Raw genomic sequence first — 22,084 nt, forward strand, 5'->3', positions numbered from 1 at the left:
TTTCCGCCCGGCGCACCATGATCCAACCCGCCCAGACCGACGCCGACCTGCGTGACCTCAACACCCTGCACCTGCGGGCGCGCGCTGCGCGACTGCAGCCGGTGGATGACGCGGCCGACCTGCCGGCGCTGACCGAAGCGGCCCGAGACACCGGCGGCCCGGTGCTGGTGCTCGGCGGAGGCAGCAACATCGTGTTCGGACGGGATATCGACGGCACGGTGCTGCACATGCGCACGCGCGGCATCGACGTCCTGGCGCACACCGGCTCCGATGTGCGGGTTTCGGTCGCCGCGGGCGAAAACTGGCACGACTGGGTCGCCTGCGCACTGGCGCACGGCTGGCACGGACTGGAAAACCTCGCACTGATACCGGGCACCGTCGGTGCCGCACCCGTCCAGAACATCGGCGCCTACGGTGTCGAACTGATCGATCGCCTCGCCCACGTCGACGCCTGGGATATGGTCGATCGCCGCTGGCTGCGCCTGAGTGCCGCCGAATGCCGCGCCGGCTACCGCGACAGCGTGTTCAAGCGCGAACTGGCACAGCGCGCCATCATCACCCGCGTGGCCTTCAGCCTGACGACCGAAGCGCGTGTGCGCTGCGATTACGCCGACCTGAAACGCGAACTGGCCGCGCGCGGCGTTGCTCAGGTGACGCCGCAGCACGTGTTCGACGCGGTGTGCGCCGTGCGCCGCGCCAAGCTGCCCGACCCTGCGGTGCTCGGCAACGCCGGCAGCTTCTTCCGCAACCCGGTGCTGACGGCCGATGCCGCAGCGACGCTGCTCGCCGCCCACCCGGACGCACCGCATCATCCGGCGGCCGACGGCGCGGTGAAATTCGCCGCCGCGTGGCTGATCGATCAATGCGGCTGGAGAGGCACGCGCCGCGGCGATGCCGGTGTGCACGACCGGCAGGCGCTGGTGCTGGTCAACCACGGCGGGGCCAGCGCGGGCGAACTGCTCGACCTGGCGGCCGACATCCAGGCGAGTGTGCAGGCGCGATTCGACGTCAGGCTGGAACCCGAGCCGCTGATCCTGCGCTGAACCACACGCAGCGAGATCGACACTGCGAGATCCGGGCCGGGCCACGTCCTACATCAATGGTCATTCACGCCTACACGTCTTGGTGCGGCAGGTGACAGTCGCCGCAGCGGAATCGGCAGACATTGGGACTCATGAATGTCCATCCGACATTTGATGTTCCAAGGAGATTTCAATGAATGCAATCAAGTCCCTCATCGCCGCCACGTTCGTGATCGGTTCGGTCACCGCCTACGCCGAAGTCACAGGTGCCAAGAACGAGATTTCCGCGCGCCCCGCTGCGGTTGCCCCTGCCTCGCCGGCCGATCCGAAATATGTCCGCGACGAGAAAGGCATGACCGGCACGGATGCGCAGACGACCTCGCAGACCCCGGCCGAAAAGACCGCGGCAGAAATCAACTCGCGGCCCAGCGCCGTCGCACCGGCGGCACCGGCGGACCCGAAGTACCGTCGCGAAGCCAGCGAATCGGGCGACATGAAGACGAACGAAGCGCAACGTGCCCACCGCAAGGGCCCGGGCACGGCAGCCGCCGACATTTCGGCGCGTCCGACTCCGGTGGCCCCCGCTGCGCCGGCTGACCCGAAATACGTGCCGCAACGCTGAGGCCGTAACGACCCGCCAAGCGGGTCATCCGGTCCGTCCGGCGGTCGAGCATCGAACACTGCGGCGGTCCTGCCTGACGGGACCGCCGCAGTGCGTTGACGCGTGTCAGGACAGGTAGCGCCGCTCGAACTGGCTGATCCAGACCGACCAGCCGAGGATCATCGGATGGATCATTTACATGCCCTCCTCGAACGCGGCCGCATACAGCTTGACCGTCGATCCGAGTTCGATGCCGTAATCGACCGACAGCGTCGCCGGCAGACGATCGAGCACCTTGCCGGCGACGACCAGCAGGGTCCCGGCCAGCAGCCATGCGCCCGAGCGCGAGCGCCAGCCGCCGCGCAGGAAGAGGAAGCGGCCGATGATGAAACCCGCATACAGTACCAGCCCGATCAGCACGAGTGCGATGGCACCGCAGATCAGCTTGTCCTCGATCGGTCTCGCGGCATCGCGGTAGAAACTGTTCTTCAGGAAGCTTTCGCCGGTGAAGGCCTTGTGCCAGTCCGCTTCGCGCGCGGCGAACGCGAGACACAGCAGCGCGAAGGCCCAGGCACGCGGACCGAGCGGCCGGATGCGGAAGATCACGATCAACGCGGTGACGATCCAGGCCGGTTCTGACAGACGCTCGAACGGCCCTGCCTCCGAAAATACCCAGACGAAGGATTCCTCGCTCAGCAACAGCGGGAACAACGCCAGCAGCACGGTGAACAGCGCAATGGCCAGGACGATGCGACGATCAACGGAAACCATGTTCATTCCTGTTCAAGCAGGCGACGATAGATTGCAAGATTGCCGTCCACCATCGCATCGACCGAAAAGTCGGCCAGTATGCGCGCCCGGCCGGCCGCGCCGAGGCGGCGACGCAGCGGTGCGTCGTCCAGCAGGCGGCGCAGTGCAGCGGTGAGAGCGGCGACATCGCCCGGTTCGATCAGCAGGCCGCTGACACCGTCGGCCACTGCTTCGGGCAGACCGCCGGCACGGCAGGTCACGATGGGCACCGCCGCAGCCGAAGCCTGCAGCAGCGATACGCCCAGCCCTTCCATGTCGGCCGGGTGGGCGAGGATGTCCAGCCCCCCGAGCCAGCGCGGCAGATCGCTGCGGAAGCCGGCGAAGCGGATGACCCCGTTCAGCCCGCGCGCCCGCACCTCGGCTTCGAGCGCTTCGCGCAGCGGTCCCTGGCCAAAAAAAAGCACCCGTACATCCGGACAGGCCGCACGCAGCGTATCGACCGCATCGATCACGTATCGATGGCCCTTGCGCGCGATGAGCTGCGCCACGACGCCGATCACGCGCGCGTCGGGTGGCAGATCGAACTCGCGCCGGAAGGCAAGCGCGTCGACCGGTACGAGATACGGCGTCGCGTCGACCGCGCTGCGCACGCAGCTGACCCGGTCGGCCGCCAGCCCTTCCGACAGCAGCACCTGGCGGATCCCTTCGGAAATCGTGATGACATGGTCGAACAGCCGGTACTTCAGCGCAACCAGCCAGCGCGCTTCCGGGTTGTCCACGCGACGCGACAGCACGCAGCGCGTGCCGGTGAGCCGCGCGGCGACGCCGCCCCACAGATCGGCACCGCGGCGGCTGTGCAGATGCAGGATGTCCGGCCGCGCGGCGCGTATCAGTGCGGCCAGCCGCAGCGCCATGCCGGCGTCGGCATCGCCGCCCATCTTCATCTCGACCACCTGCGCATGACCGGCGCACGCGCCGGCGATGCCCGCACCGGGCGGGCAGGCGAGCACGTTGGTCACGCCGCGCCGCGCCAGCCCCTCGACGATGTAGGCCACCTGACGGGCGCCACCGTAATAGTGCTTGCCCGCTTCGACGTGAAGCACCTTCATGGCGACCGCACCTTGACGACCTCCTCCAGCACGCGCTCCGGCGTGATGTCGCGCAGGCAGGTCCAGGCGCCGCCACAGGTCGGCCGGCGCCGGCACGGCGAACAGTGCATGCCGAGCCAGATGACGCGGGCGTTGGCCCGACCGGTCTTCGTGTATGGGCAGGTGGACCCGAAAATGGCAACGGTCGGCACCGAAAACGCGATGCCCATGTGCGTGAGGCCGGTATCGACGCCGACCAGCAGACCGGCGCTGCGCACCAATGCCGCCGCTTCCGGCAGCTTCGTCCGCCCGACCAGGTTGATCAGGCCGGGCGCACCGGCTGCGATGCGGGCCGCCGCCTGCGCGTCGCCCGGGCCACCGAGCAGCACCGGCGTCAAACCTGTCCGCGCCGCCAGTTGCGGCGCCAGCGTCTGCCAGGCGTCTTCGAACCAGTGCTTCTGCGGCCGCGTCGTGAAGGCGGCGAACACGGCGTAACCACCCGGCACCAGACCGTATTCCGCCCGCAGCGCCTGCGCGCGCGCGTCGGCTTCGGGCGCCACATGCAGCGCCGGCATGAAATCGCCGGTGTCGAGCTCGAGCTGTTCGGCCAGATGCAGGTATTCGGATGAAATGCGGGCGACGTCGCCACCGCGCGGCACCACGCGGCTCATCAGCCACTGGCTGCCCTCGCGCGACCCCAGCCCGATGCGGGTCGGCGCGCTCGAAAGCCAGGCGAGCACGCCACTTTTGAGCAGCCCCTGCAGGTCGAGCACGGTATCGAAATGGTGGCTGCGCAGTTCCGCACGCAAGGCGCGCACGCGGCGCCACAACTCGATGCGCCTGCCGCTGCGCCACAGCTGCGCCCACTCGGCCTTCGGCCACAGGATGCGCGCATCGATGGCCGGATCGTGCGCAATCAGCGCATCGATGCCCGGCTCGACCAGCCAGGCGACGAAGGCATCGGGATGGGTGCGCTTGATCGCAGCGGCCAGCGGTGACGCAAACACCACGTCGCCGATCGCCGACGTGCGCACGATGAGCACACGTTTCAAGCCGGACGCTCCTTCACGCCACACCACAGCGCGGCGAGAAAAAGCACATACATCATGCTGAGGTTGGAACGCATCAGATAGGACTCGAACAGGCAGATCGGAATGAACAGCACCGGCAACGCCTTGCGGATGCGTTGCCGGCCGTCCGCCGGCCCGCGTCGCACGAGCGGAAACAGCAGCACCGCCAGCACCAGCACGCCGGCCGGAATGCCGGCATTGGTCAGCGCATACAGATACTGGTTGTGCGGGTTGTACATCGGCTCCCATTGCGGCGTATGGATTGCATTCACCTTGGTGTATTCGACCAGGTAGTCGCCGATGCCCACACCCAGCCAGGGCGACTCGGAAAACATGCGCCAGGCGTTGCTGGCATAGACGATGCGCAGGCCGATCGACGTATTGGGGCGGTCCTGGTAGTTGACCAGTTCGTCGATGCCGGCGTCGACGCGCTCGCGGAAGTAGTCATTGCCGGCATAGCCCCCCGCGACGATGCCGAGCGACAGCACGCCGGCCAGCACCGCCGCCAGCAGCGGGCGGCGTGCAAAGCGCTGGAACACCAGCAGCGCCAGCAGCACCAGAAAGCCGAGCAGACCGGCGCGACCACCGGCAATCAGCAGATTGAGCGTGGTGGTCAGCAGCAGGACGGCGTACAGCATCCGAACGCCGGCGGTGCGCGCCTCGAACAGCAGGCGGTGCCCCGCCAGATAGCCGGCCAGGGCCAGCGCCGGTGTGTACATCATGCGGTCGACGAACGGAGCGGTGTCGTCGGCGCCCTTCTCCACCCGGATCCCGTCGGGCAGATCCGGCCACACGTGCAGTTGCGCCCAGTTGTAGAAGGCCAGCGCTTCGCAGCAGGCGACAGACAGCAGGAAGGCGCTGACATAGCGGCCGAAATGCTCGCGCCGCGCAACGCTGAAATACAGCGCGAACAGCAGGAAAAAGCCCTGTCGACCAGTCATGCGCCGCCCCCAGTCGAGGTCTTCGGTCCACAGCAGCGACAGCGCGAACACCGCGTAATAGGCAGCAAACAGCCACACCAGCGGTTCGGCCGCCAGCGCGCGCAACTTTTCCGCGTAGCGTCCTTCGACCAGCCAGAAGACGAGGATCAGCGCACTCAGCCAGTAGGCCGGTGCCACGGTCAACGGAATCGAGAAGAACACGCCGGCCAGCAGCCAGGAGTTGATGAACGGAATCCGTTCGCGCAGCGTGGTGATCATGCGAAACGGACTCCGCACTGTTCAAAGGCCTGCTTCATGTCGGTTTTTTCCTGCTCGCTTTTGAACAGCGCGTCGGCCCAGCCGAAGGCGACCACCTGCACCGCCGGCGGATAGATCTGGCGCGCGAACAGCAGCGCGCTCGAGCGCACGCCCACGACGGCATCGTAGCGGGTGCGCGCCATATGCATTTCCAGCGCGCAATCGGGCTCGATCAGCTGGTAATCCGGGTGGCGCAGTTCGTGGCCGGGGTCTTTCGGGTGCGCCTTGTAGTCGATCTCCGCAATGCCCTGCCCGGTCAGCCAGCCGCGGATGCGCTCGGTCAGCGGCGCCAGTGCGGGCGCCGGCAGCAGACCGGCGCCGACCAGCGGCTGGCCGATCACCAGCGCGCGACGCGGCCCGGCATCGTCTTCGAAGACCGGCTGCGCGCGGCTGACCAGCGGCGGCAGTACGCACACCTTGTGGGCCGGGTAGGCGTGCGGCAGACCGGGCAGCACGTAGATGCGGTCGCAGAAGTCCGCGTCCGAACCGATGCGGTCGCCGTCGAAACAGCGGTAGCGCAGTTCGGGCGCGATCAGGCGACGCAGCAGGCGGACACGCTGCATCAGCCGCTTCGGCAGCGACAGCGGGTAGCGGCGGATGCTGATCAGCCCGTCGGGCAGTATCCGCGCATGCATCGTGCGCGCGCCGGCGCGGCGCGGCAGCGCATGCAGGAAGTAATTGATCGCTTCGGTGTCGAACACCGCGCTGTGCAGCAGCAAGGTGTCACATCGCCCGACCAGACCCGCAACCAGATCGATGTTCGCGCGCAGCCGGCGGTGCCGCCCGAACCAGCCGGGCAGCGGCTCCCAGCGCGGCCATGGCATGTAGCTGCACGCATCCCATTCCGAGGCGTCGACCACCGGCTTCAGGCCCGGCTTGTACCAGACCAGCACCTGACGCGCGCCGGGCTCGATATCGCGCGCGATGCGCTGTGCCGCGAGGTACTGCAGGGGAGAGGCAACGAAATAGACGGCAACCGTGACGGCGTCCGTTCGGGAATCTGACATGCCGGCGCAGGGCGATATTGCGGAAAGTCGCGATGCTACCCTGAAGGCGCCCGGCGCGCTTCCAGCGGCGCGCAGCTGCGATTGCGGCATCATGGGCGAAATGCTGGAAATGCCCGAACTGGCCGAACCTGCCCGCACGGCGCCCGGCTGGCCGAAAGCGAGTGCTCACCCTTTTGACAACCCTCGAACCGATGAAGCGACTTCTCCCCTTCGCCGCACTGCTGCTCTGTACGGCCTGCCTGACCGGATGCGTGACCCCGCGCCCGCCGATGAGCGAGGCCGAACTCGAACAGGTGCTGACGCGCGATTATCCGGGCCGCACCGCGCAGGACGTGCTGGCCGCCGCCACCCGACTGTGGCGACTGGCCGACGGCGACGACTTCCGGATCAAGCCGGGTGACAACAGCCTGTTGGCCGAACGCGACTGGGTGTTCTATTCGCAGATGGTGCGCATCGTCGGCGACGACAGCTGGACGCTGACGGTCAGCGAAACCGGTGGCGGCGCGAAAGCACGGCTTTCGCTGCTCACCTACAAGCGCAGCACGACGGTGTCGTCCTTCGGCATGACGCCGACCACCCAGACTACGCCGCGCATCGGCGGTCCGGTCAAGGGCACCGCCATCTACGACCTCTTCTGGGCGCGCATGGACCACCTGCTCGGTGCGCGCCCCGACTGGATGACCTGCGCCGACGCCGAAGCGCGGGTCAGTTCCGGCGCCACCTGGGGCAACAAGGATGCGCTGTGCGCCGGCTACAGTTTCACTGACGCCGCGCCCGGAGCCCCCTGATACAAGGTCCGCACGACCTCCGGCGGCCGGTCACGACCGGTCGAGGAAGGTGCCGATCGGCTCCCAGTGTTCGACGTGCGAACACACGACCTTGATGAGGACGAGCATCGGCACGGCGATCAGCATGCCGGCGATGCCCCACAGCCAGCCCCAGAACAGGAAGCTGATGAACACGGCCACCGGATTGAGCGACAGCATGCGCCCGGCGAACATCGGCTGGATGAACTGGCCTTCGATGACGGTGATGACGAGGAAACTGGCCGGAATCGCCCACGCCTCGGCCACGCTGTCGAAGTTGATCAGCGCGGCGAGCGACAGCGCGAGCAGGCACAGCGTCGGTCCGAGATAGGGAATGAAATTGAGCAGGCCGGCCATGACACCCCAGAGCGCCGGGTTGGGCATGTCGAGCAGATACATGGCAGCGGCGGTCGCCACGCCCAGACCGGCATTGATGGTGCTGAGGGTCAGGAAGTAGCGGCCGATGTCCTGCTGTATCTGGCGCGCCACGCCGATGGCGCGGATCTTGTCGCGCAGGGTCGGCATCAGCCGCACCACCTTGCGCAGGAAGCCATCGCCCGACGCCAGCAGGAAATAAAGCAGCACCACGGTCGAGGCGGCGCCGATCAGGAAGTACTGCGTGCCGGTGAACAGCACCGACCCCAGGCCCGGTTCCTTCAGCACCACCGACCTTACCTTTGGATTGTCGTTGCTGGACGTCATGGCCTCGAGGCGCTCGGTCGCTTCGCGCACCTCTTCCACCGGCCGCTGCAGTTTGAGCAGCTTGACCTCGACCTCGCGCAGCGCGCGCGGCGAGCGTTCCAGCCAGTCGAGCGCCGGATTGGTCAGAAAGTACAGCCCCGCCCCCACGCCGCCGACCAACATCACGACCACCACGCCGGCGGCAATCGATTCATGGATGCGCCACTTCTTCAGCAGGGTGACCAGCGGCGCCAGCAGCAGGGCGAACAGCACCGCCAGCACGATGGGCATCAACAGGGCTCTGGCAAAGTACACCGCACCCAGTGCGGCCAGCCAGAACAGCCCGATCAGCGCACGCGAGCCGTTGCGCAGACGCGGCACCGCGGCGACGGCCTGCACGATCTCGGGCAGCGACTCCGGTTCGGATCGGGCAGGCGGCAACATGTCGTCGGCCGCCAGGGCAGCGGGTTCGATGCGGGAGGGCGGGATATCTTCGGCAGGCGGGGTACCGTGGGGTGCGGAGAGTGGATTCATCGCCGGATACTACCCGAGCCGCCCTGGAACCTCCGGGTCCCACTCGCCCTGCAGGGGCCGTCAGCGCGGATCGAACGCCAGCGTCACTTCGACTTCACGTTCGACGTAGGCCCACTCGGGCGAGGCGCGCAGGGCGGCGGTGAGTTCGTCGAACACGGCGGCGTCCTGCGGTGCGAATTCGAACCAGGTCAGGAAGTCGAACGGTTCGGTCTCCGACAGATCGCGGCAGTGGTGCAGCTTGCGCGCCACCGCAGGCAGCGCGCGCATGCCAAGCGCCACGTGGTGCGATTGTTCTTCCAGGATGTCGCGTCGTTCGTCCTGCGTCAGCGCCCACCAGACAGCCGATTTGCGGATCGGAATCAGCGCGGCGCTGCGCGCCCCGGCGCGGGCCAGCGGCGGCTGCAGTGCAAGCAGCTGCTGCTTTTCCGGCCGGGTGACATAGCGCTCGTTGCTGGCGATGCCGCGCAGCCGCCACGCTCCGGCGGCTTCAGCCGCCCCGGCGACGATGTCGAGCCGCGGCGCCATCGCCAGGCCTTCGCCGATCACGGCGCGCACCCCGGTGATGTGCCACGGGCCGGCATCTCCGGCGGAGAAGGTATACAGGCGCGGGGTTGCCATCTCGGCCATGACGATCAGTCGCTTTCCGCCCGCATCGCGAGCGCCGCTGCGGCGGCACGCGTTTCGACGCCGAGCTTTTCGTAGACGTGTTCGAGGTGCTTGTTCACGGTGCGCGGGCTCATGCCGAGGATGTCGCCGATGTCGCGGTTGGTCTTGCCCTTGGCCAGCCAAGACAGCACTTCCGCCTCGCGCGGCGTCAGCTGGGCACCGGCGATGCGGGTGCTCGATTCGCCGCGCCGGCGCACGTCGAGCAGCAGCATGTGCTCGCCCAGCCCGACTGCGCCCAGGCTGCGCGCATAGAGTGAATTCTCGCCGCTCTCGCCGATCAGCTTTGCGTCGGTGCCCGGTTCGTCCGCCATGCGCGCAAGCTGGGCCAGCGACTCGCCAGGCGGCGTAACGGATGCGTCGATGCCGAACTGCGCAAGGCTGTCCGCGGCCCGCGGCGAGCGCCAGGCGATGCGGCCGAGCGCGTCGATCACCAGCACGCCCAGCCCGGCCACATCCACCGCCTGCCGCGCGATGCGCACGGCTCGCGCATTGCGCACATGGGCCGACAGCCGTGCCAGCACTTCCTCGACGCGCAGCGGCTTGACCACGTAGTCGGTGCCGCCGGCGGTGAAACCTTCGACCACTTCCGCCGTGCCCGACAGGCCGGTCATGAAGATGACCGGCACGTGCGACAGACCTGGCTCTTCTCGGATCAGGCGGCAGGTTTCGAAGCCGGACAGGCCGGGCATGACCGCATCCAGGAGGATGGCGTCGGGCACGACCAGTTCGAGCCGGGCCAGCGCTGACTCGCCGTCATTGGCGATCAGCACCAGATAGCCGGCCTGGGACAGCGCCTCGCACAGAAAGCCGAGCGAATCCGGCGCGTCGTCCACCACCAGCACGACCGGCTGATGGAATGGGGAATCATTGGACATGGGCATCACGTTGCAGCAATTCGGTGAAACGGATCAGGTCAAAACCATCGATGAGCTTGCGCAGCCGGCCGCAATCTTCGCGCGCCTCGTCCGACCGTTCCGCGATGGCATCGAGCAGTGTCGCGATGCCGTTCACGTGGCCGAGACGCGACAGCCTGAGCAGGGCCGAGCGTTCCTCTTCGTCCAGCGCCCGCAAGGGTACATCGCCTTCGTCGTTGCGGGATGCAACATTCCGGGATTCCGGTTCATCGACGTGCCATGTCAGATCGAGCGCGTCGCGCAATTGTTCCAGCAGCTCCGATTCCATGACCGGCTTGGGTACGAAGCCGGCGCAGCCTGAGCTGCGCAGCAGTTCGCTGCGGTTGTCGAATACATTGGCCGACACCATGATGACCGGAATCGGTGCCCCGGCCGTGTGCTGCAGGTGGCGCGCGGTTTCCCAGCCATCCATGCCGTCCATGTTGATGTCGAGCAGCACCACGTCGGGGCGCTGCAGCGCGACCCTTTCGAGCCCTTCGCGCCCGCTCGCCGCCTCGTCGATGCCGAAACCGAGCGGCAGCAGCATGGCCGCCAGCATGTGGCGCTGCGTGGCGTCGTCGTCGATCAGCAGCGCACGTCGGCGTTCGCCGTCGTAACCGATAACCTGGCGCGTCGGTCTGACCTTGGTCGGCACCGACAGGTATTCCGGCAGGTAGAGGCGCAGCCGGAACGTGCTGCCACGACCCGGTTCGCTCTCCAGCGTCAGTTCGCCGCCCATCAACGAAGTCAGCATGCGGCTGATGGTCAGCCCGAGGCCGGCCCCGGGTTCGGCCTGACCGCGGCCCGAACTGCTGCGTTCGAATGGCACGAAGATGCGCGCGTGGTCTTCCGGCGCAATGCCCGGCCCGGTATCGGCCACCTCGAAACGCGCGACTTCCATCCGGTAGTCGATGCGCAGCACCACTTCGCCGCGCGACGTGAACTTCACCGCATTGGCCAGCAGGTTGATCAGCACCTGGCGTAGCCGCTTCACGTCCACCCGCACGTAGTCGGGCATGCGGCCGGTCGTTTCGATGCGAAAGCGCAGGCCCTTGCGCACCGCCTGCGGCTCGAACATCTTGGCCAGGTCATCGAGCAGTTCGCGCATCGGCATCGGTGACGGATCGAGCCGCAGCTTGCCGGCTTCGATGCGGGCGAGGTCGAGCAGGCCGTCGATCAGCCCCAGCAGGTGTTCGCCGCTGCGCAGGATGGTGCCGAGCGCGCGCCGCTGGGTATCGACCTGGGTCAGCGTAGCCGTCGCTGGCGAGCCCTGCCCCAGCTCGCGCAGCAGAATCTGCGCATAGCCGAGAATGCTGTTCAGCGGCGTGCGCAGTTCGTGACTGATGCCGGTCACATAGCGCGTCTTCGCGAGGTTGGCCGATTCGGCGGAATCCTTCGCCTTCTGCAAGGCGAGGTCCGTCTTGCGGTGGGCATCCACCTCTCGCATCAGCAACTGGTTCTGCCGGTTCGACTCGTCCTGCGCCAGGCGCCGGCTTTCCGAGCCAAGCACGATCCACCAGGCGCACACGGCGCACAGCAGCACCAGCAGCGCGAAAGTCTTGAGCAAGCTCAGCAGCAGGGGTTCGCGCGCCGACGCGTACAGATCCGCGACCACCGCCTCCTGGTAGTACACGACGCCAAAGATGACCGCCAGCAGCGCAGTCAGCGACAGGAACACGACCAGGAAGTGGCCGACCCTGAAATTGACCCGGCGCGCCAGGCGCATCGGCAGGATGGCGTTGAGCACGGCATGCAGTTGGGCCGCCGCACTCGCATCGGTCTTGCAGCGGTCGTGGCAGCGCGATTCCAGCGTGCAGCACAGCGAGCAAATCGGCTGCCCATAGGCCGGGCAGTAGGCCATGTCTTCCGATTCGAAGCCGTTTTCGCAGACATGGCAGGTGACGGTCTGACCCGGACGCCACTGCATCGTGCTGCGGCGCGCGATGTAGTAGCGGCCGCGCGTCGCCCAGGCGATCAGCGGCGCGGTGACGAAGGCGGTGGCGAGCGAAATGACCGGCGAAAACGCCTGCGCCGCATCCCCCATCCAGCCGGTGTAGGCCAGTACCGACACGACGGTGGCGATCGCCATGGACCCCAGCCCGACCGGATTGATCTCGTACAGGTGTGCGCGCTTGAATTCGATGTGCGACGGCGACAGGCCGAGCGGCTTGTTCACCACAAGATCGGCCACCAGTGCGCCGACCCACGCGATGGCGAGGTTGGCGTACAGACCCAGCACGTGCTCCAGCGCCTCGAACACGCCGAGCAGCATCAGCAGCAGCGCGATCACCACATTGAACACCAGCCAAACGACGCGGCCCGGGTGGCTGTGCGTCAGCCGGGCAAAGAAATTCGACCAAGCGAGCGACCCGGCGTAGGCGTTGGTCACATTGATCTTGAGCTGCGACACGATGACGAAGACGACAGTCACCGCCAGCACGACCGCCGGAGAATCGAACACATAGCCGTAGCCGGCCAGATACATCTGCGTCGGTTCGAGCGCACGGTCGGCCGGCACCATGGCCTGCAGCGCGAGAAAGGCGAGAAAGGCGCCGCCCAGCATCTTGACCATGCCGGGCACGATCCAGCCCGGGCCGGCAATCAGCACGGCGGCCCACCAGCGGTAGCGGTTCTCGCGGTTCTTTTCCGGCAGGAAGCGCAGGTAATCGACCTGTTCGCCGATCTGCACCACAAGCGAAATGGCCACGGTGGAGGCAGCACCGAACATCAGCCAGTCGAAGTCGGCGTTGCCCGACGAGCGGCCGCTCATGCTGGTGAAGTCGCTGAACATTTCCGGCGCCTGCAGCCACACCGCAATGTACGGGAGCACCAGCAGCACGATCCACACCGGCTGCGTCCACAGCTGGATGCGGCTGATCAGCGTCACGCCGTGGATCACCAGCGGAATCACCACCACCGCGCACAGCAGATAGGCCCACGCGAGCGGCATGCCGAAATACAGCTCGAACGCCAGCGCCATGATGGCCGCCTCGATGGCGAAGAAGATGAAGGTGAAACTGGCGTAAACGAGCGAGGTGATCGTCGAGCCCAGATAGCCGAAGCCGGCGCCGCGCGTCAGCAGATCCATGTCGACGCCGTACTTGGCGGCGCAGTAGCTGATGGGCAGGCCGGTCAGGAAGGTGATCAGGCCGACGAACAGGATGGCCCACAGCGCGTTGGTGAAGCCGTAGTTCAGCGCGATCGCGCCGCCGATGGCTTCCAGCGCGAGAAACGACACGGCCCCGAAGGCGGTGTTGGCGACCCGCCATTCCGACCATTTGCGGAAGCTGCGCGGCGTGTAGCGCAGCGCATAGTCCTCGAGCGTTTCGGTCGCGACCCAGGTGTTGTAGTCGCGACGGATCTTGAAAATCTGCTGGGTGGCTTCTGACATCGGATCGGGCGGCTGGAGGACTGCCCGACGCATGCAAGAAACGCTCCGGGCGAGGTGCGTGAGCACCTGCCCGGAGAACAAGGTACAGCTTCCCTCCACGCCGCCGAAAGCGCACCAAAAAAGTGCATGAGCCACTTGGTGGTGCAGTGCGTCAGCGCAGGACTTCACCTTAGCACCGAACCCTCTGCATCCCGAGTGTTGCGCGGCGTACTCACATACGTCGATTGACGTATTCCGGCTACGCACCCCCGACAACTACTTTTCGGACCGCAGCGACCGGTTGCGGTGCACCGCACAAAAGTGAATCAACGGCCAATACCGGATCGCCTGAAGCTCCCCAACCCGTCCCCGCTCAGGAGAACAGTTATGGCTGACAAGAAAGATCCGATCCAGACGCCGCTTACCGATGAACAGCGCCGCAAGGTGCTGATGGGCATGGCCGCGATGCCCGCGATGATGATGCCCGGCATGGCGCTGGCCCAGGCAGCGCAGTTCCCGACGGCCAAGGTGAACACCACCAAGCTGGCAGTGACGGATACCGAGGTCGTCGTGGGTCAGCTGCACTCGGCGACCGGCACCATGGCCATTTCCGAAACCGGCTCGATCCAGGCCGAACAGCTGGCGATCGACCAGATCAATGCGATGGGCGGCGTGCTCGGCCGCAAGATCCGAGTGATCAAGGAAGACGGCGCGTCCGACTGGCCGACCTTCGCCGAGAAGTCGAAGAAGCTGCTGGTGCAGGACAAGGTGGCGTGCGTGTTCGGCTGCTGGACGTCGGCTTCGCGCAAGGCGGTGCTGCCGATCTTCGAAAAAGAGAACGGGATGCTGTACTACCCGACGTTCTACGAAGGTCTGGAACAGTCGAAGAACGTGATCTACACCGGCCAGGAAGCCACGCAGCAGATCCTGTACGGCCTCGACTGGGCGGCGAAGGAGAAGAAGGCCAAGACCTTCTTCCTGGTCGGTTCGGACTACATCTGGCCGCGCACGTCGATGAAGATCGCGCGCAAGCACATCGAATCCGTTGCCAAGCTCGGCAAGGTCGCCGGCGAGGAGTACTACCCGCTCGGCCACACCAATTTCAACTCGCTGATCAACAAGATCAAGCTGGCCAAGCCGGACTGCATCTTCGCAGCCGTGGTCGGCGGCTCGAACGTTGCCTTCTACAAGCAGCTCAAGGCTGCCGGCATCACCGCGGACAAGCAGTTCCTGCTGACCATTTCGGTGACCGAAGACGAAGTGCTGGGCATCGGTGGTGAAAACATCGCCGGCTTCTACTCGTCGATGAAGTACTTCCAGTCACTCGACAACGCCAACAACAAGGCTTTCGTCGAGGCATTCAAGAAGGCCTACGGTCCGAAGTCGGTGATCGGCGACGTGACGCAGGCCGGCTATCTCGGCCCGTGGATCTGGAAGGCGACGGTCGAAAAGGCCGGCAGCTTCGATGTCGACAAGATCGCCGCCGCCTCCGGCGGCATCGAGTTGAAGACCGCGCCCGAAGGCTACGTGAAGGTGCATGACAACCATCACCTGTGGAGCAAGGCGCGCATCGGCCAGGCGCAACTCGACGGCCAGTTCAAGGTGGTCGCCGAGTCGCCCGAACTGATCGAACCGAACCCCTTCCCCAAGGGTTACCAGTAAGCCGGACGGTCCGGGGTCCGTGCGTCTCCTCGCACGGGCTCCGGCCCCGCCCAGGACGTATCCACAAGCGTTCATCGGCCCACGACCTTCATTTGTGAATACCCCCTAGCCGGAGATCACCATGTCACTGACCGACATCATGAACATCACCCTGATGCAGGGTTTCGCAGGCCTCAGCCTGTTTTCGGTGCTGCTGCTGATGGGCCTCGGGCTGGCCATCATCTTCGGCCAGATGGGCGTGATCAACATGGCGCATGGCGAGTTCATGACCATCGGCGCCTACACGATCTACATGTTCTCGTCGCTGACCGAAACATTCCTGCCCGGTTTCGCGTCGATGTACTTCCCGTTTGCCATCGCGGCGGCGTTCTGCATCGCCTTCGCCTTCGGCTGGTTCATCGAATGGGCGCTGATACGACACCTGTACAAGCGTCCGCTCGACACGCTGCTCGCCACCTGGGGCCTGTCGCTGGCCATGCAGCAGACCTTCCGCTCGACCTTCGGCGCACGCGAAGTGAGTCCGACCCTGCCCGACTGGCTGCTGGGCTCGTGGGCGCCGGCCGAAGGTCTCGACATCCCGATCAACGGCCTGTTCGTGCTCGCGCTGACCGCACTGGTGACCGGCTGCGTGCTGCTCGCCCTGTACCGCTCGCGCTGGGGCTTGCGTGTGCGTGCCACGGTGGCCAACCGCCCGATGGCCAACGCCACCGGCATCAACACCAGCCGCACCGACCGCCTGACCTTCGCCATCGGCTGCGGCATTGCCGGCATCGCCGGAGCCGCCTTCACGACGATCGGTTCGACCGGTCCGACCAGCGGTTCGCTGTACATCGTCGACGCCTTCCTGGTGGTGACCTTCGGCGGCGCAGGCAGTCTGCTCGGGACCGTGGCTTCGGCTTTCGGCATCGCCCAGACGCAATCGATCGCCGAGTTCTTCATGACCGGCTCGATGGCCAAGGTGCTCACGCTGATGATGATCGTGACCATCCTGATGCTGCGTCCGCAAGGCCTCTTTGCTTCGAAGATCCGCCGCTGAGTCCGGCTGCGCTCCGACCCCTGAATACCCACGATCCAAGGAGAACCCAATGGACTCAATCAAGAGCTGGCTGGCACGTAGCGGAATGGGAAGCGTGCTGATACTCGCGCTGATCATCGTCGTCGTGTTCCCGCTGACGATGGACTTGTTCCGCCTGAATCTGGTCGGCAAATACCTCACCTACGCCTTCGTCGCCGTCGGCCTGGTCATGCTGTGGGGCTACGGCGGCGTGCTCAGTCTCGGCCAGGGCGTGTTCTTCGGCCTCGGCGGCTACATGATGGCCATGTTCATGAAGCTGGAGGCATCCGATCCGGAAACCACCAAGATCCAGAGCACCCCGGGCATTCCGGACTTCATGGACTGGAACCAGATCACCGAGCTGCCGCTGTGGTGGGAGCCGTTCCGCCACCTGCCGCTGGCGCTTCTGGCGGTCCTGCTGATCCCCACGCTGCTGGCCTTCATCATCAGTTTCGCGATGTTCCGGCGCCGGGTCGGCGGCGTGTATTTCGCCATCATCACGCAGGCGGTGTGCCTGATCCTGACCGTGCTCATCGTCGGTCAGCAAGGCTACACCGGCGGCGTCAACGGCATCACCGACCTGAAGACCATCCTCGGCTGGGACACGCGCACCGACGAAGCCAAGTACATCCTGTACTTCCTCAACGCCGGACTGCTGATCGCCGCCATCCTGCTGTGCCGCTGGATCCAGCTGAGCAAGCTCGGCACGCTGCTGCTGGCGATGCGCGACAAGGAAGACCGCGTGCGCTTCTCCGGCTACGACGTGTCGATGTTCAAGGTGTTCGCCTTCTGCCTCGCCGCGATGCTGTCGGCGATCGGCGGCGCGATGTTCGTGCTGCAGGTCGGCTTCATGTCGCCGTCGCTGGTCGGCATCGTGCCGTCGATCGAAATGGTCATCTTCGCCGCCGTCGGCGGACGCATGTCGCTGGTCGGTGCGGTGTATGGCGCGCTGCTGGTCAATTTCGGCAAGACCTACTTTTCCGAAAGCTTCCCCGACCTGTGGCTGTTCCTGATGGCTGCGCTGTTCATCGGCGTCGTGCTCGCCTTCCCGAACGGACTGGCCGGTCTGTACGAAAGCCACGTCAAGCCGCGCCTGGGCAAACGCAAGGACAAGCCCGCTGCCGGCACCGACAGCACACCGTCGTCCGACGTTCCGCCCGCCACCCCGCTGCACAGCGGCGCACCGCACGGCGGCAAGCCGCTGGCCCGCACCGCATTGCCTGACGGCGTGCAGGGCACATCCGCCTGATCCGAACGGAGACCGACATGAGCAATACCGACTTCGTACTTGCGGTGGAAGACCTCACCGTGTCCTTCGACGGTTTCAAGGCCATCGACGCGCTGACCCTGTACGTGGATCGCGGCGAGCTGCGCGTGATCATCGGCCCGAACGGTGCCGGCAAGACCACGCTGCTCGACCTGATCTGCGGCAAGACGCGCGCCAGCAGCGGCAGCATCAAGTTCAAGAACCACGAAATGACCAAGATGGCCGAGCACAAGATCGTGCGCTCCGGCATCGGTCGCAAGTTCCAGACGCCGTCGATCTACGAAAACCTCTCCGTCTTCAAGAACCTCGAGGTGTCCTTCCCGCGCGGTCGCAGCGTGTTCGGCGCACTGGGCTTCCGGTGCACCGAAGAGGTGAAGGCACGCGTGCAGTCGGTGGCCGACGAAATCAGCCTGGGCGACTCGCTCGACGTCGAAGCCGGCCTGCTCAGCCACGGCCAGAAGCAGTGGCTGGAGATCGGCATGTTGCTGATGCAGGAACCCGAACTGCTGATGCTCGACGAGCCGATCGCCGGCATGAGCGTGCGCGAGCGCGAACTGACCGGCGAGCTGCTGCAGCGCATCTGCAAGGGACGCTCGGTGATCGTGATCGAGCACGACATGGACTTCGTCAAGCGCATCGCCCACAAGGTCACCGTCATGCACCAGGGAAAGATCCTCGCCGAGGGATCGATGGACAAGGTGCAGAACGATCCCAAGGTCATCGACGTGTACCTGGGCCACTGAGTCCGGTCACCGATCCCGCACGCCACCCGCATCGAACACGAGAGGACACCACCATGCTCAACGTCAAGGATCTCCACGTTGCCTACGGTCAGAGCGAGGCCCTGCACGGCATTTCGTTCGAAGCGAACAAGAACGAAACGATCGCCATCATGGGCCGCAACGGCATGGGCAAGACCACGCTGTTCAAATCGCTGATCGGCATCCTGCCGATCAAGAGCGGCCACATCGAAGTCGCCGGCAAGGAAGTGTCCAGGGACGAGAGCTACAAGCGCGTCGCCAAGGGCATCGCCTACGTGCCGCAGGGCCGCATGATTTTCCCGACGCTGACGGTCGAGGAGAACATCCACACCGGCCTCGAGAATGCCAAGGTCAAGAAGGTGCCGGACGAGATCTACGCCCTTTTTCCGGTGCTGTGGGAAATGCGCAGCCGCAAGGGCGGCAATCTGTCCGGCGGGCAGCAGCAGCAGCTGGCCATCGCGCGCGCACTGGTCACCGACCCCAAGGTGCTGCTGCTCGACGAACCGACCGAAGGCATCCAGCCCTCGATCATCAAGGACATCGCGAAGGCGCTGAACGAGATTCGCAAGCTGCGCGAAATCACCATCGTCGTGTCCGAGCAGGTCCTCAGTTTCGCCATGGACGTGGCCGACCGCCTGTTCGTCATCGAAGGCGGACGCCTTGTCCATGAAAGCACGCGCGCCGACACGGATACCGCGCGCATCAAGCAGTTCCTGTCCGTCTGAGTGCCCACCATCCGCCCACACATCCAAAGGAGATCAACATGGCTGAGACCCTGATCAAGGTCGACCTGAAGCAGTCGCCGTACGAAAACGACATGGTGCACAACCGCTGGCACCCGGACATCCCCATCGTCTGCTGGGTCAAGCCCGGTGACGACTTCAAAATCGAAACCTACGACTGGACCGGCGGCTTCATCCAGAACAACGACAGCGCAGACGACGTGCGCGACATCGACCTGACGACGGTGCACTTCCTGTCCGGCCCGATCGGCGTCGAAGGCTGCGAGCCGGGCGACCTGCTGGTGGTCGACATCCTGGACATCGGTGCCAAGGAAGACAGCCTGTGGGGCTTCAACGGCTTCTTCTCGAAGAAGAACGGCGGCGGCTTCCTGACCGAGCACTTCCCGGAAGCCCAGAAGTCGATCTGGGACATCAAGGGCATGTTCACCGAATCGCGCCACGTGCCGGGCGTCAAGTACGCCGGCCTGATCCACCCGGGCCTGATCGGCTGCCTGCCGGACCCGAAGCTGCTGGCCGACTGGAACGCCCGCGAAATCGACTTCATCAACACCGAACCCGACCGCGTGCCGCCGCTGGGCTGCCCGCCGTGCGCACCGACCGCGCACATGGGCCGCCTGAAGGGCGAAGCACGCGACAAGGCCGCTGCCGAAGCCGCCCGTACCGTGCCGCCGCGCGAGCACGGCGGCAACTGCGACATCAAGGATCTGTCGCGCGGCTCGCGCATCTACTTCCCGGTCTATGTGAAGGGCGGCGGCCTGTCGATGGGCGACCTGCACTTCTCGCAGGGCGACGGCGAAATCACCTTCTGCGGCGCCATCGAAATGGCGGGCTGGCTGCATCTGCGGGTGAGCATCATCAAGGACGGCATGAAGAAGTACGCCATCAAGAACCCGATCTTCAAGCCCAGCCCGATCACCCCGAAGTACGACGACTACCTCATCTTCGAAGGCATTTCGGTCGACGAACAGGGCAAGCAGCACTACCTCGACGTGCATGTCGCCTATCGCCAGGCCTGCCTGAACGCCATTGAATACCTGAAGAAGTTCGGCTACTCGGGTGCACAGGCGTACTCGATTCTGGGTACGGCACCGGTGCAGGGCCACATCAGCGGCGTGGTCGACATTCCGAATGCGTGCGCCACGCTGTGGCTGCCGACCGACATCTTCGACTTCGACATCATGCCGACCGAAGCCGGCCCGGTGAAATTCATCGACGGCAGCATCCAGATGCCGCTGTCGCCGGATCTCTGAGGCCGCCGCCATGCCGACCTACGACTATCAGTGCGAGGCGCATGGCGGATTTTCCGCCCTGCGCAGCATCGCCCAGCGCGACGCCGCCTGCCTGTGCCCGGCGTGCGGTTCGCCCGCGCAGCGGGTGCTGGTGACGGCACCGTCCTTCGCCGACATGCCGCACGAGACGCGATTCGCGCATGCCACCAACGAACGCAGCCGCCACGAACCGGTGCTTGCCAGCCGCAAGCACGGTCCGGGGTGTTCGTGCTGCAGCAGCAAACCCAGCCGAACGACCGCGGTAGGCAAGGACGGTTCGAAGGCATTCCCCACCAAACGTCCCTGGATGATCAGTCACTGATTGCCGGGTTTTCGTAACCAGCCCCCTCCACCTTCAACCTGCACTTCAACAACCGGGAGTCCTGCACCATGAAAAGCACCCTCAAAACCCGTCTGCGGAGCGTGTCGTCCCTTCCGCGCCTCGGCGCGCTTGCCGTCGCCCTGGCGACTGCCGGCACCGCAAATGCCGGCGTCACCGTATCCGGCCCCGGCGAGAGCTATCTCACACTCGGTCTGTGGATGCGTACGTCCTTCACCAGCGCGGATGACGGCGCCCCGAACGGCACGTCGCGCTCGAAGGATTTTGCGGTCGATTCCATCCGTATCATCACCAGCGGCAAGATCACCAAGCAGATCGGCGGCATGGTGAATTTCGAGCGCCAGTCGGATGAATCGATGCGCCTGCTCGACGTGGTCGCCCAGTTCGAACTGATGGACGGCCTCAACCTGTGGTTCGGCCGCATGCTGCCGCCGACCGACCGTGCCAACCTCGCCGGCCCCTATTTCGCCAACGTCTGGGAATACCCGATGGTGTCGCAGTACCCGAACGCCTTCACCGGTCGTGACGACGGCGCGCTGCTGTGGGGCAATGTGCTCGGCGGCAAGCTGCTGTACGCAGTCGGCGCCTACCAGGGCAAGAACCGCGGCGCCGGCCTGTCGAATGACTCCGACAAGCTGCTGTACGCCGGTCGTCTGGCCTACAGCTTCTGGGATCCGGAACTGGGCTACTACGGCACCAACACCTACTACGGCGGCAAGGAAATCCTGACCGTCGGCGCCGCTGTCCAGACGCAGAAGAACGGTGTCGGTATCGCCGGTGCCTCGGGTGACTACACGGCGTGGAACGTCGATGCGCTGATGGAAACCAAGTTCTCGAACGGCGGCGTGCTGACGCTCGAAGGCGCCTACTACGACTACGACACCGATGGTGTCGCCGACACCGGCGTGGCCGTTGCAGCCGCCTGCGGTCTGGTCAATGTCAACAACTGCGGTGGCGCAACCGAAGGTGAAGCCTACCTGCTGACGGCCGCCTACCTGATTCCGGGCAAGTTCGGCATCGGCCAGTTCCAGCCGTACGCGCGCTTCCAGGAATTCGATCCGCAGAACGGCTCGAAGGCTGACCAGTGGGATCTGGGTGTGACCTACGTGATGGCTGGCCACAACGCGCGCATCACCGCGGTGTATTCGGACATGGATCCGGGCGGTGCTGCCCAGTCCATCGACAAGTTCATCGTCGGCGTGCAGCTGATGTATTGATCGAGTCACGACCCGGCCGCACTGCGGCCGGGTCTCAGTGGCTTCA

General features: G+C 65.6%; 20 protein-coding genes. 11 read left to right on the forward strand and 9 right to left on the reverse strand.

Features of this window, described 5'->3' with window-relative positions; genetic code table 11:
• Positions 1–17: 17 nt before the first annotated feature.
• Both murB and ACTIFF_RS15545 read left to right on the forward strand, forming a co-directional pair.
• A complete protein-coding gene (murB, locus tag ACTIFF_RS15540) occupies positions 18–1,043 on the forward strand; it encodes a UDP-N-acetylmuramate dehydrogenase (protein ID WP_439537650.1) in 1,026 nt (341 codons plus the stop codon).
• Positions 1,044–1,215: 172 nt separating this feature from the next.
• Positions 1,216–1,644 carry a hypothetical protein gene (locus ACTIFF_RS15545; protein WP_439537651.1) on the forward strand — a complete coding sequence of 143 codons (429 nt, stop codon included), beginning with the start codon at positions 1,216–1,218 and terminating at the stop codon, positions 1,642–1,644.
• 174 nt (positions 1,645–1,818) lie between these two features.
• Here the strand turns inward: ACTIFF_RS15545 and ACTIFF_RS15550 are convergent, their stop codons facing one another.
• The 5 genes from ACTIFF_RS15550 to ACTIFF_RS15570 are packed head-to-tail and all read right to left on the reverse strand — an operon-like array spanning position 1,819 to position 6,776.
• Positions 1,819–2,394, reverse strand: a complete 576-nt coding sequence (locus ACTIFF_RS15550; protein WP_439537652.1) for a hypothetical protein — start codon at positions 2,392–2,394, stop codon at positions 1,819–1,821.
• 2 nt (positions 2,395–2,396) lie between these two features.
• Positions 2,397–3,482, reverse strand: a complete 1,086-nt coding sequence (locus ACTIFF_RS15555; protein ID WP_439537653.1) for a glycosyltransferase — start codon at positions 3,480–3,482, stop codon at positions 2,397–2,399.
• A complete protein-coding gene (locus ACTIFF_RS15560; RefSeq protein ID WP_439537727.1) occupies positions 3,479–4,504 on the reverse strand; it encodes a glycosyltransferase family 9 protein in 1,026 nt (341 codons plus the stop codon). The genes ACTIFF_RS15555 and ACTIFF_RS15560 overlap by 4 nt, the downstream gene beginning before the upstream one ends.
• Positions 4,505–4,509: 5 nt before the next feature.
• A complete protein-coding gene (locus tag ACTIFF_RS15565; RefSeq protein WP_439537654.1) occupies positions 4,510–5,730 on the reverse strand; it encodes an O-antigen ligase family protein in 1,221 nt (406 codons plus the stop codon).
• Entirely contained in the window at positions 5,727–6,776 is a 1,050-nt protein-coding gene (locus ACTIFF_RS15570; RefSeq protein WP_439537655.1) for a hypothetical protein, read from the reverse strand. The genes ACTIFF_RS15565 and ACTIFF_RS15570 overlap by 4 nt, the downstream gene beginning before the upstream one ends.
• 191 nt (positions 6,777–6,967) lie before the next feature.
• On the opposite strand from ACTIFF_RS15570, the gene ACTIFF_RS15575 reads away from it, so the two are divergent.
• Positions 6,968–7,564 carry a hypothetical protein gene (locus ACTIFF_RS15575; RefSeq protein ID WP_439537656.1) on the forward strand — a complete coding sequence of 199 codons (597 nt, stop codon included), beginning with the start codon at positions 6,968–6,970 and terminating at the stop codon, positions 7,562–7,564.
• Between the two features lie 30 nt (positions 7,565–7,594).
• Here the strand turns inward: ACTIFF_RS15575 and ACTIFF_RS15580 are convergent, their stop codons facing one another.
• From ACTIFF_RS15580 to ACTIFF_RS15595, 4 genes are read right to left on the reverse strand one after another with little or no spacing between them, the layout of a single operon-like run.
• Positions 7,595–8,797 carry an AI-2E family transporter gene (locus tag ACTIFF_RS15580; RefSeq protein ID WP_439537657.1) on the reverse strand — a complete coding sequence of 401 codons (1,203 nt, stop codon included), beginning with the start codon at positions 8,795–8,797 and terminating at the stop codon, positions 7,595–7,597.
• A gap of 60 nt (positions 8,798–8,857) precedes the next feature.
• Complete coding sequence (locus ACTIFF_RS15585; RefSeq protein WP_439537658.1) at positions 8,858–9,424, reverse strand: chlorite dismutase; 567 nt, start codon at positions 9,422–9,424, stop codon at positions 8,858–8,860.
• Positions 9,425–9,429: 5 nt separating this feature from the next.
• Positions 9,430–10,344: a response regulator gene (locus ACTIFF_RS15590; RefSeq protein WP_373691474.1), complete on the reverse strand. Its 915-nt coding sequence runs from the start codon at positions 10,342–10,344 to the stop codon at positions 9,430–9,432.
• Positions 10,328–13,747: an ATP-binding protein gene (locus ACTIFF_RS15595; RefSeq protein ID WP_439537659.1), complete on the reverse strand. Its 3,420-nt coding sequence runs from the start codon at positions 13,745–13,747 to the stop codon at positions 10,328–10,330. Before ACTIFF_RS15595 ends, ACTIFF_RS15590 begins: the two co-directional genes overlap by 17 nt.
• 366 nt (positions 13,748–14,113) lie before the next feature.
• Between ACTIFF_RS15595 and urtA the strand changes: the two genes are divergently transcribed.
• The 8 genes from urtA to ACTIFF_RS15635 all read left to right on the forward strand — a co-directional run bounded on the left by urtA (position 14,114) and on the right by ACTIFF_RS15635 (position 22,038).
• Positions 14,114–15,388 (forward strand): urea ABC transporter substrate-binding protein, encoded by a 1,275-nt coding sequence (gene urtA / locus ACTIFF_RS15600; RefSeq protein WP_305613514.1) that lies wholly within the window; start codon positions 14,114–14,116, stop codon positions 15,386–15,388.
• Positions 15,389–15,509: 121 nt separating this feature from the next.
• Entirely contained in the window at positions 15,510–16,424 is a 915-nt protein-coding gene (urtB, locus tag ACTIFF_RS15605) for an urea ABC transporter permease subunit UrtB (RefSeq protein ID WP_439537660.1), read from the forward strand.
• Between the two features lie 49 nt (positions 16,425–16,473).
• Positions 16,474–17,691, forward strand: a complete 1,218-nt coding sequence (urtC, locus tag ACTIFF_RS15610; RefSeq protein ID WP_439537661.1) for an urea ABC transporter permease subunit UrtC — start codon at positions 16,474–16,476, stop codon at positions 17,689–17,691.
• Positions 17,692–17,708: 17 nt separating this feature from the next.
• The gene (gene urtD, locus ACTIFF_RS15615) at positions 17,709–18,452 is read left to right on the forward strand and encodes an urea ABC transporter ATP-binding protein UrtD (RefSeq protein ID WP_439537662.1); all 744 of its coding nucleotides are present in this window, start codon (positions 17,709–17,711) and stop codon (positions 18,450–18,452) included.
• 53 nt (positions 18,453–18,505) lie between these two features.
• Positions 18,506–19,195 (forward strand): urea ABC transporter ATP-binding subunit UrtE, encoded by a 690-nt coding sequence (gene urtE / locus ACTIFF_RS15620; RefSeq protein ID WP_439537663.1) that lies wholly within the window; start codon positions 18,506–18,508, stop codon positions 19,193–19,195.
• 38 nt (positions 19,196–19,233) lie between these two features.
• Positions 19,234–20,463: a formamidase gene (gene fmdA, locus ACTIFF_RS15625; protein ID WP_439537664.1), complete on the forward strand. Its 1,230-nt coding sequence runs from the start codon at positions 19,234–19,236 to the stop codon at positions 20,461–20,463.
• A gap of 10 nt (positions 20,464–20,473) precedes the next feature.
• Positions 20,474–20,803: an FmdB family zinc ribbon protein gene (locus ACTIFF_RS15630; protein WP_257081418.1), complete on the forward strand. Its 330-nt coding sequence runs from the start codon at positions 20,474–20,476 to the stop codon at positions 20,801–20,803.
• A gap of 68 nt (positions 20,804–20,871) precedes the next feature.
• Positions 20,872–22,038, forward strand: a complete 1,167-nt coding sequence (locus tag ACTIFF_RS15635) for a hypothetical protein (protein WP_439537665.1) — start codon at positions 20,872–20,874, stop codon at positions 22,036–22,038.
• The last annotated feature ends 46 nt before the right edge of the window (positions 22,039–22,084 follow it).

Source organism: Methyloversatilis sp., from assembly GCF_051861465.1.
In the GTDB taxonomy this organism is placed as follows: Bacteria; Pseudomonadota; Gammaproteobacteria; order Burkholderiales; family Rhodocyclaceae; genus Methyloversatilis.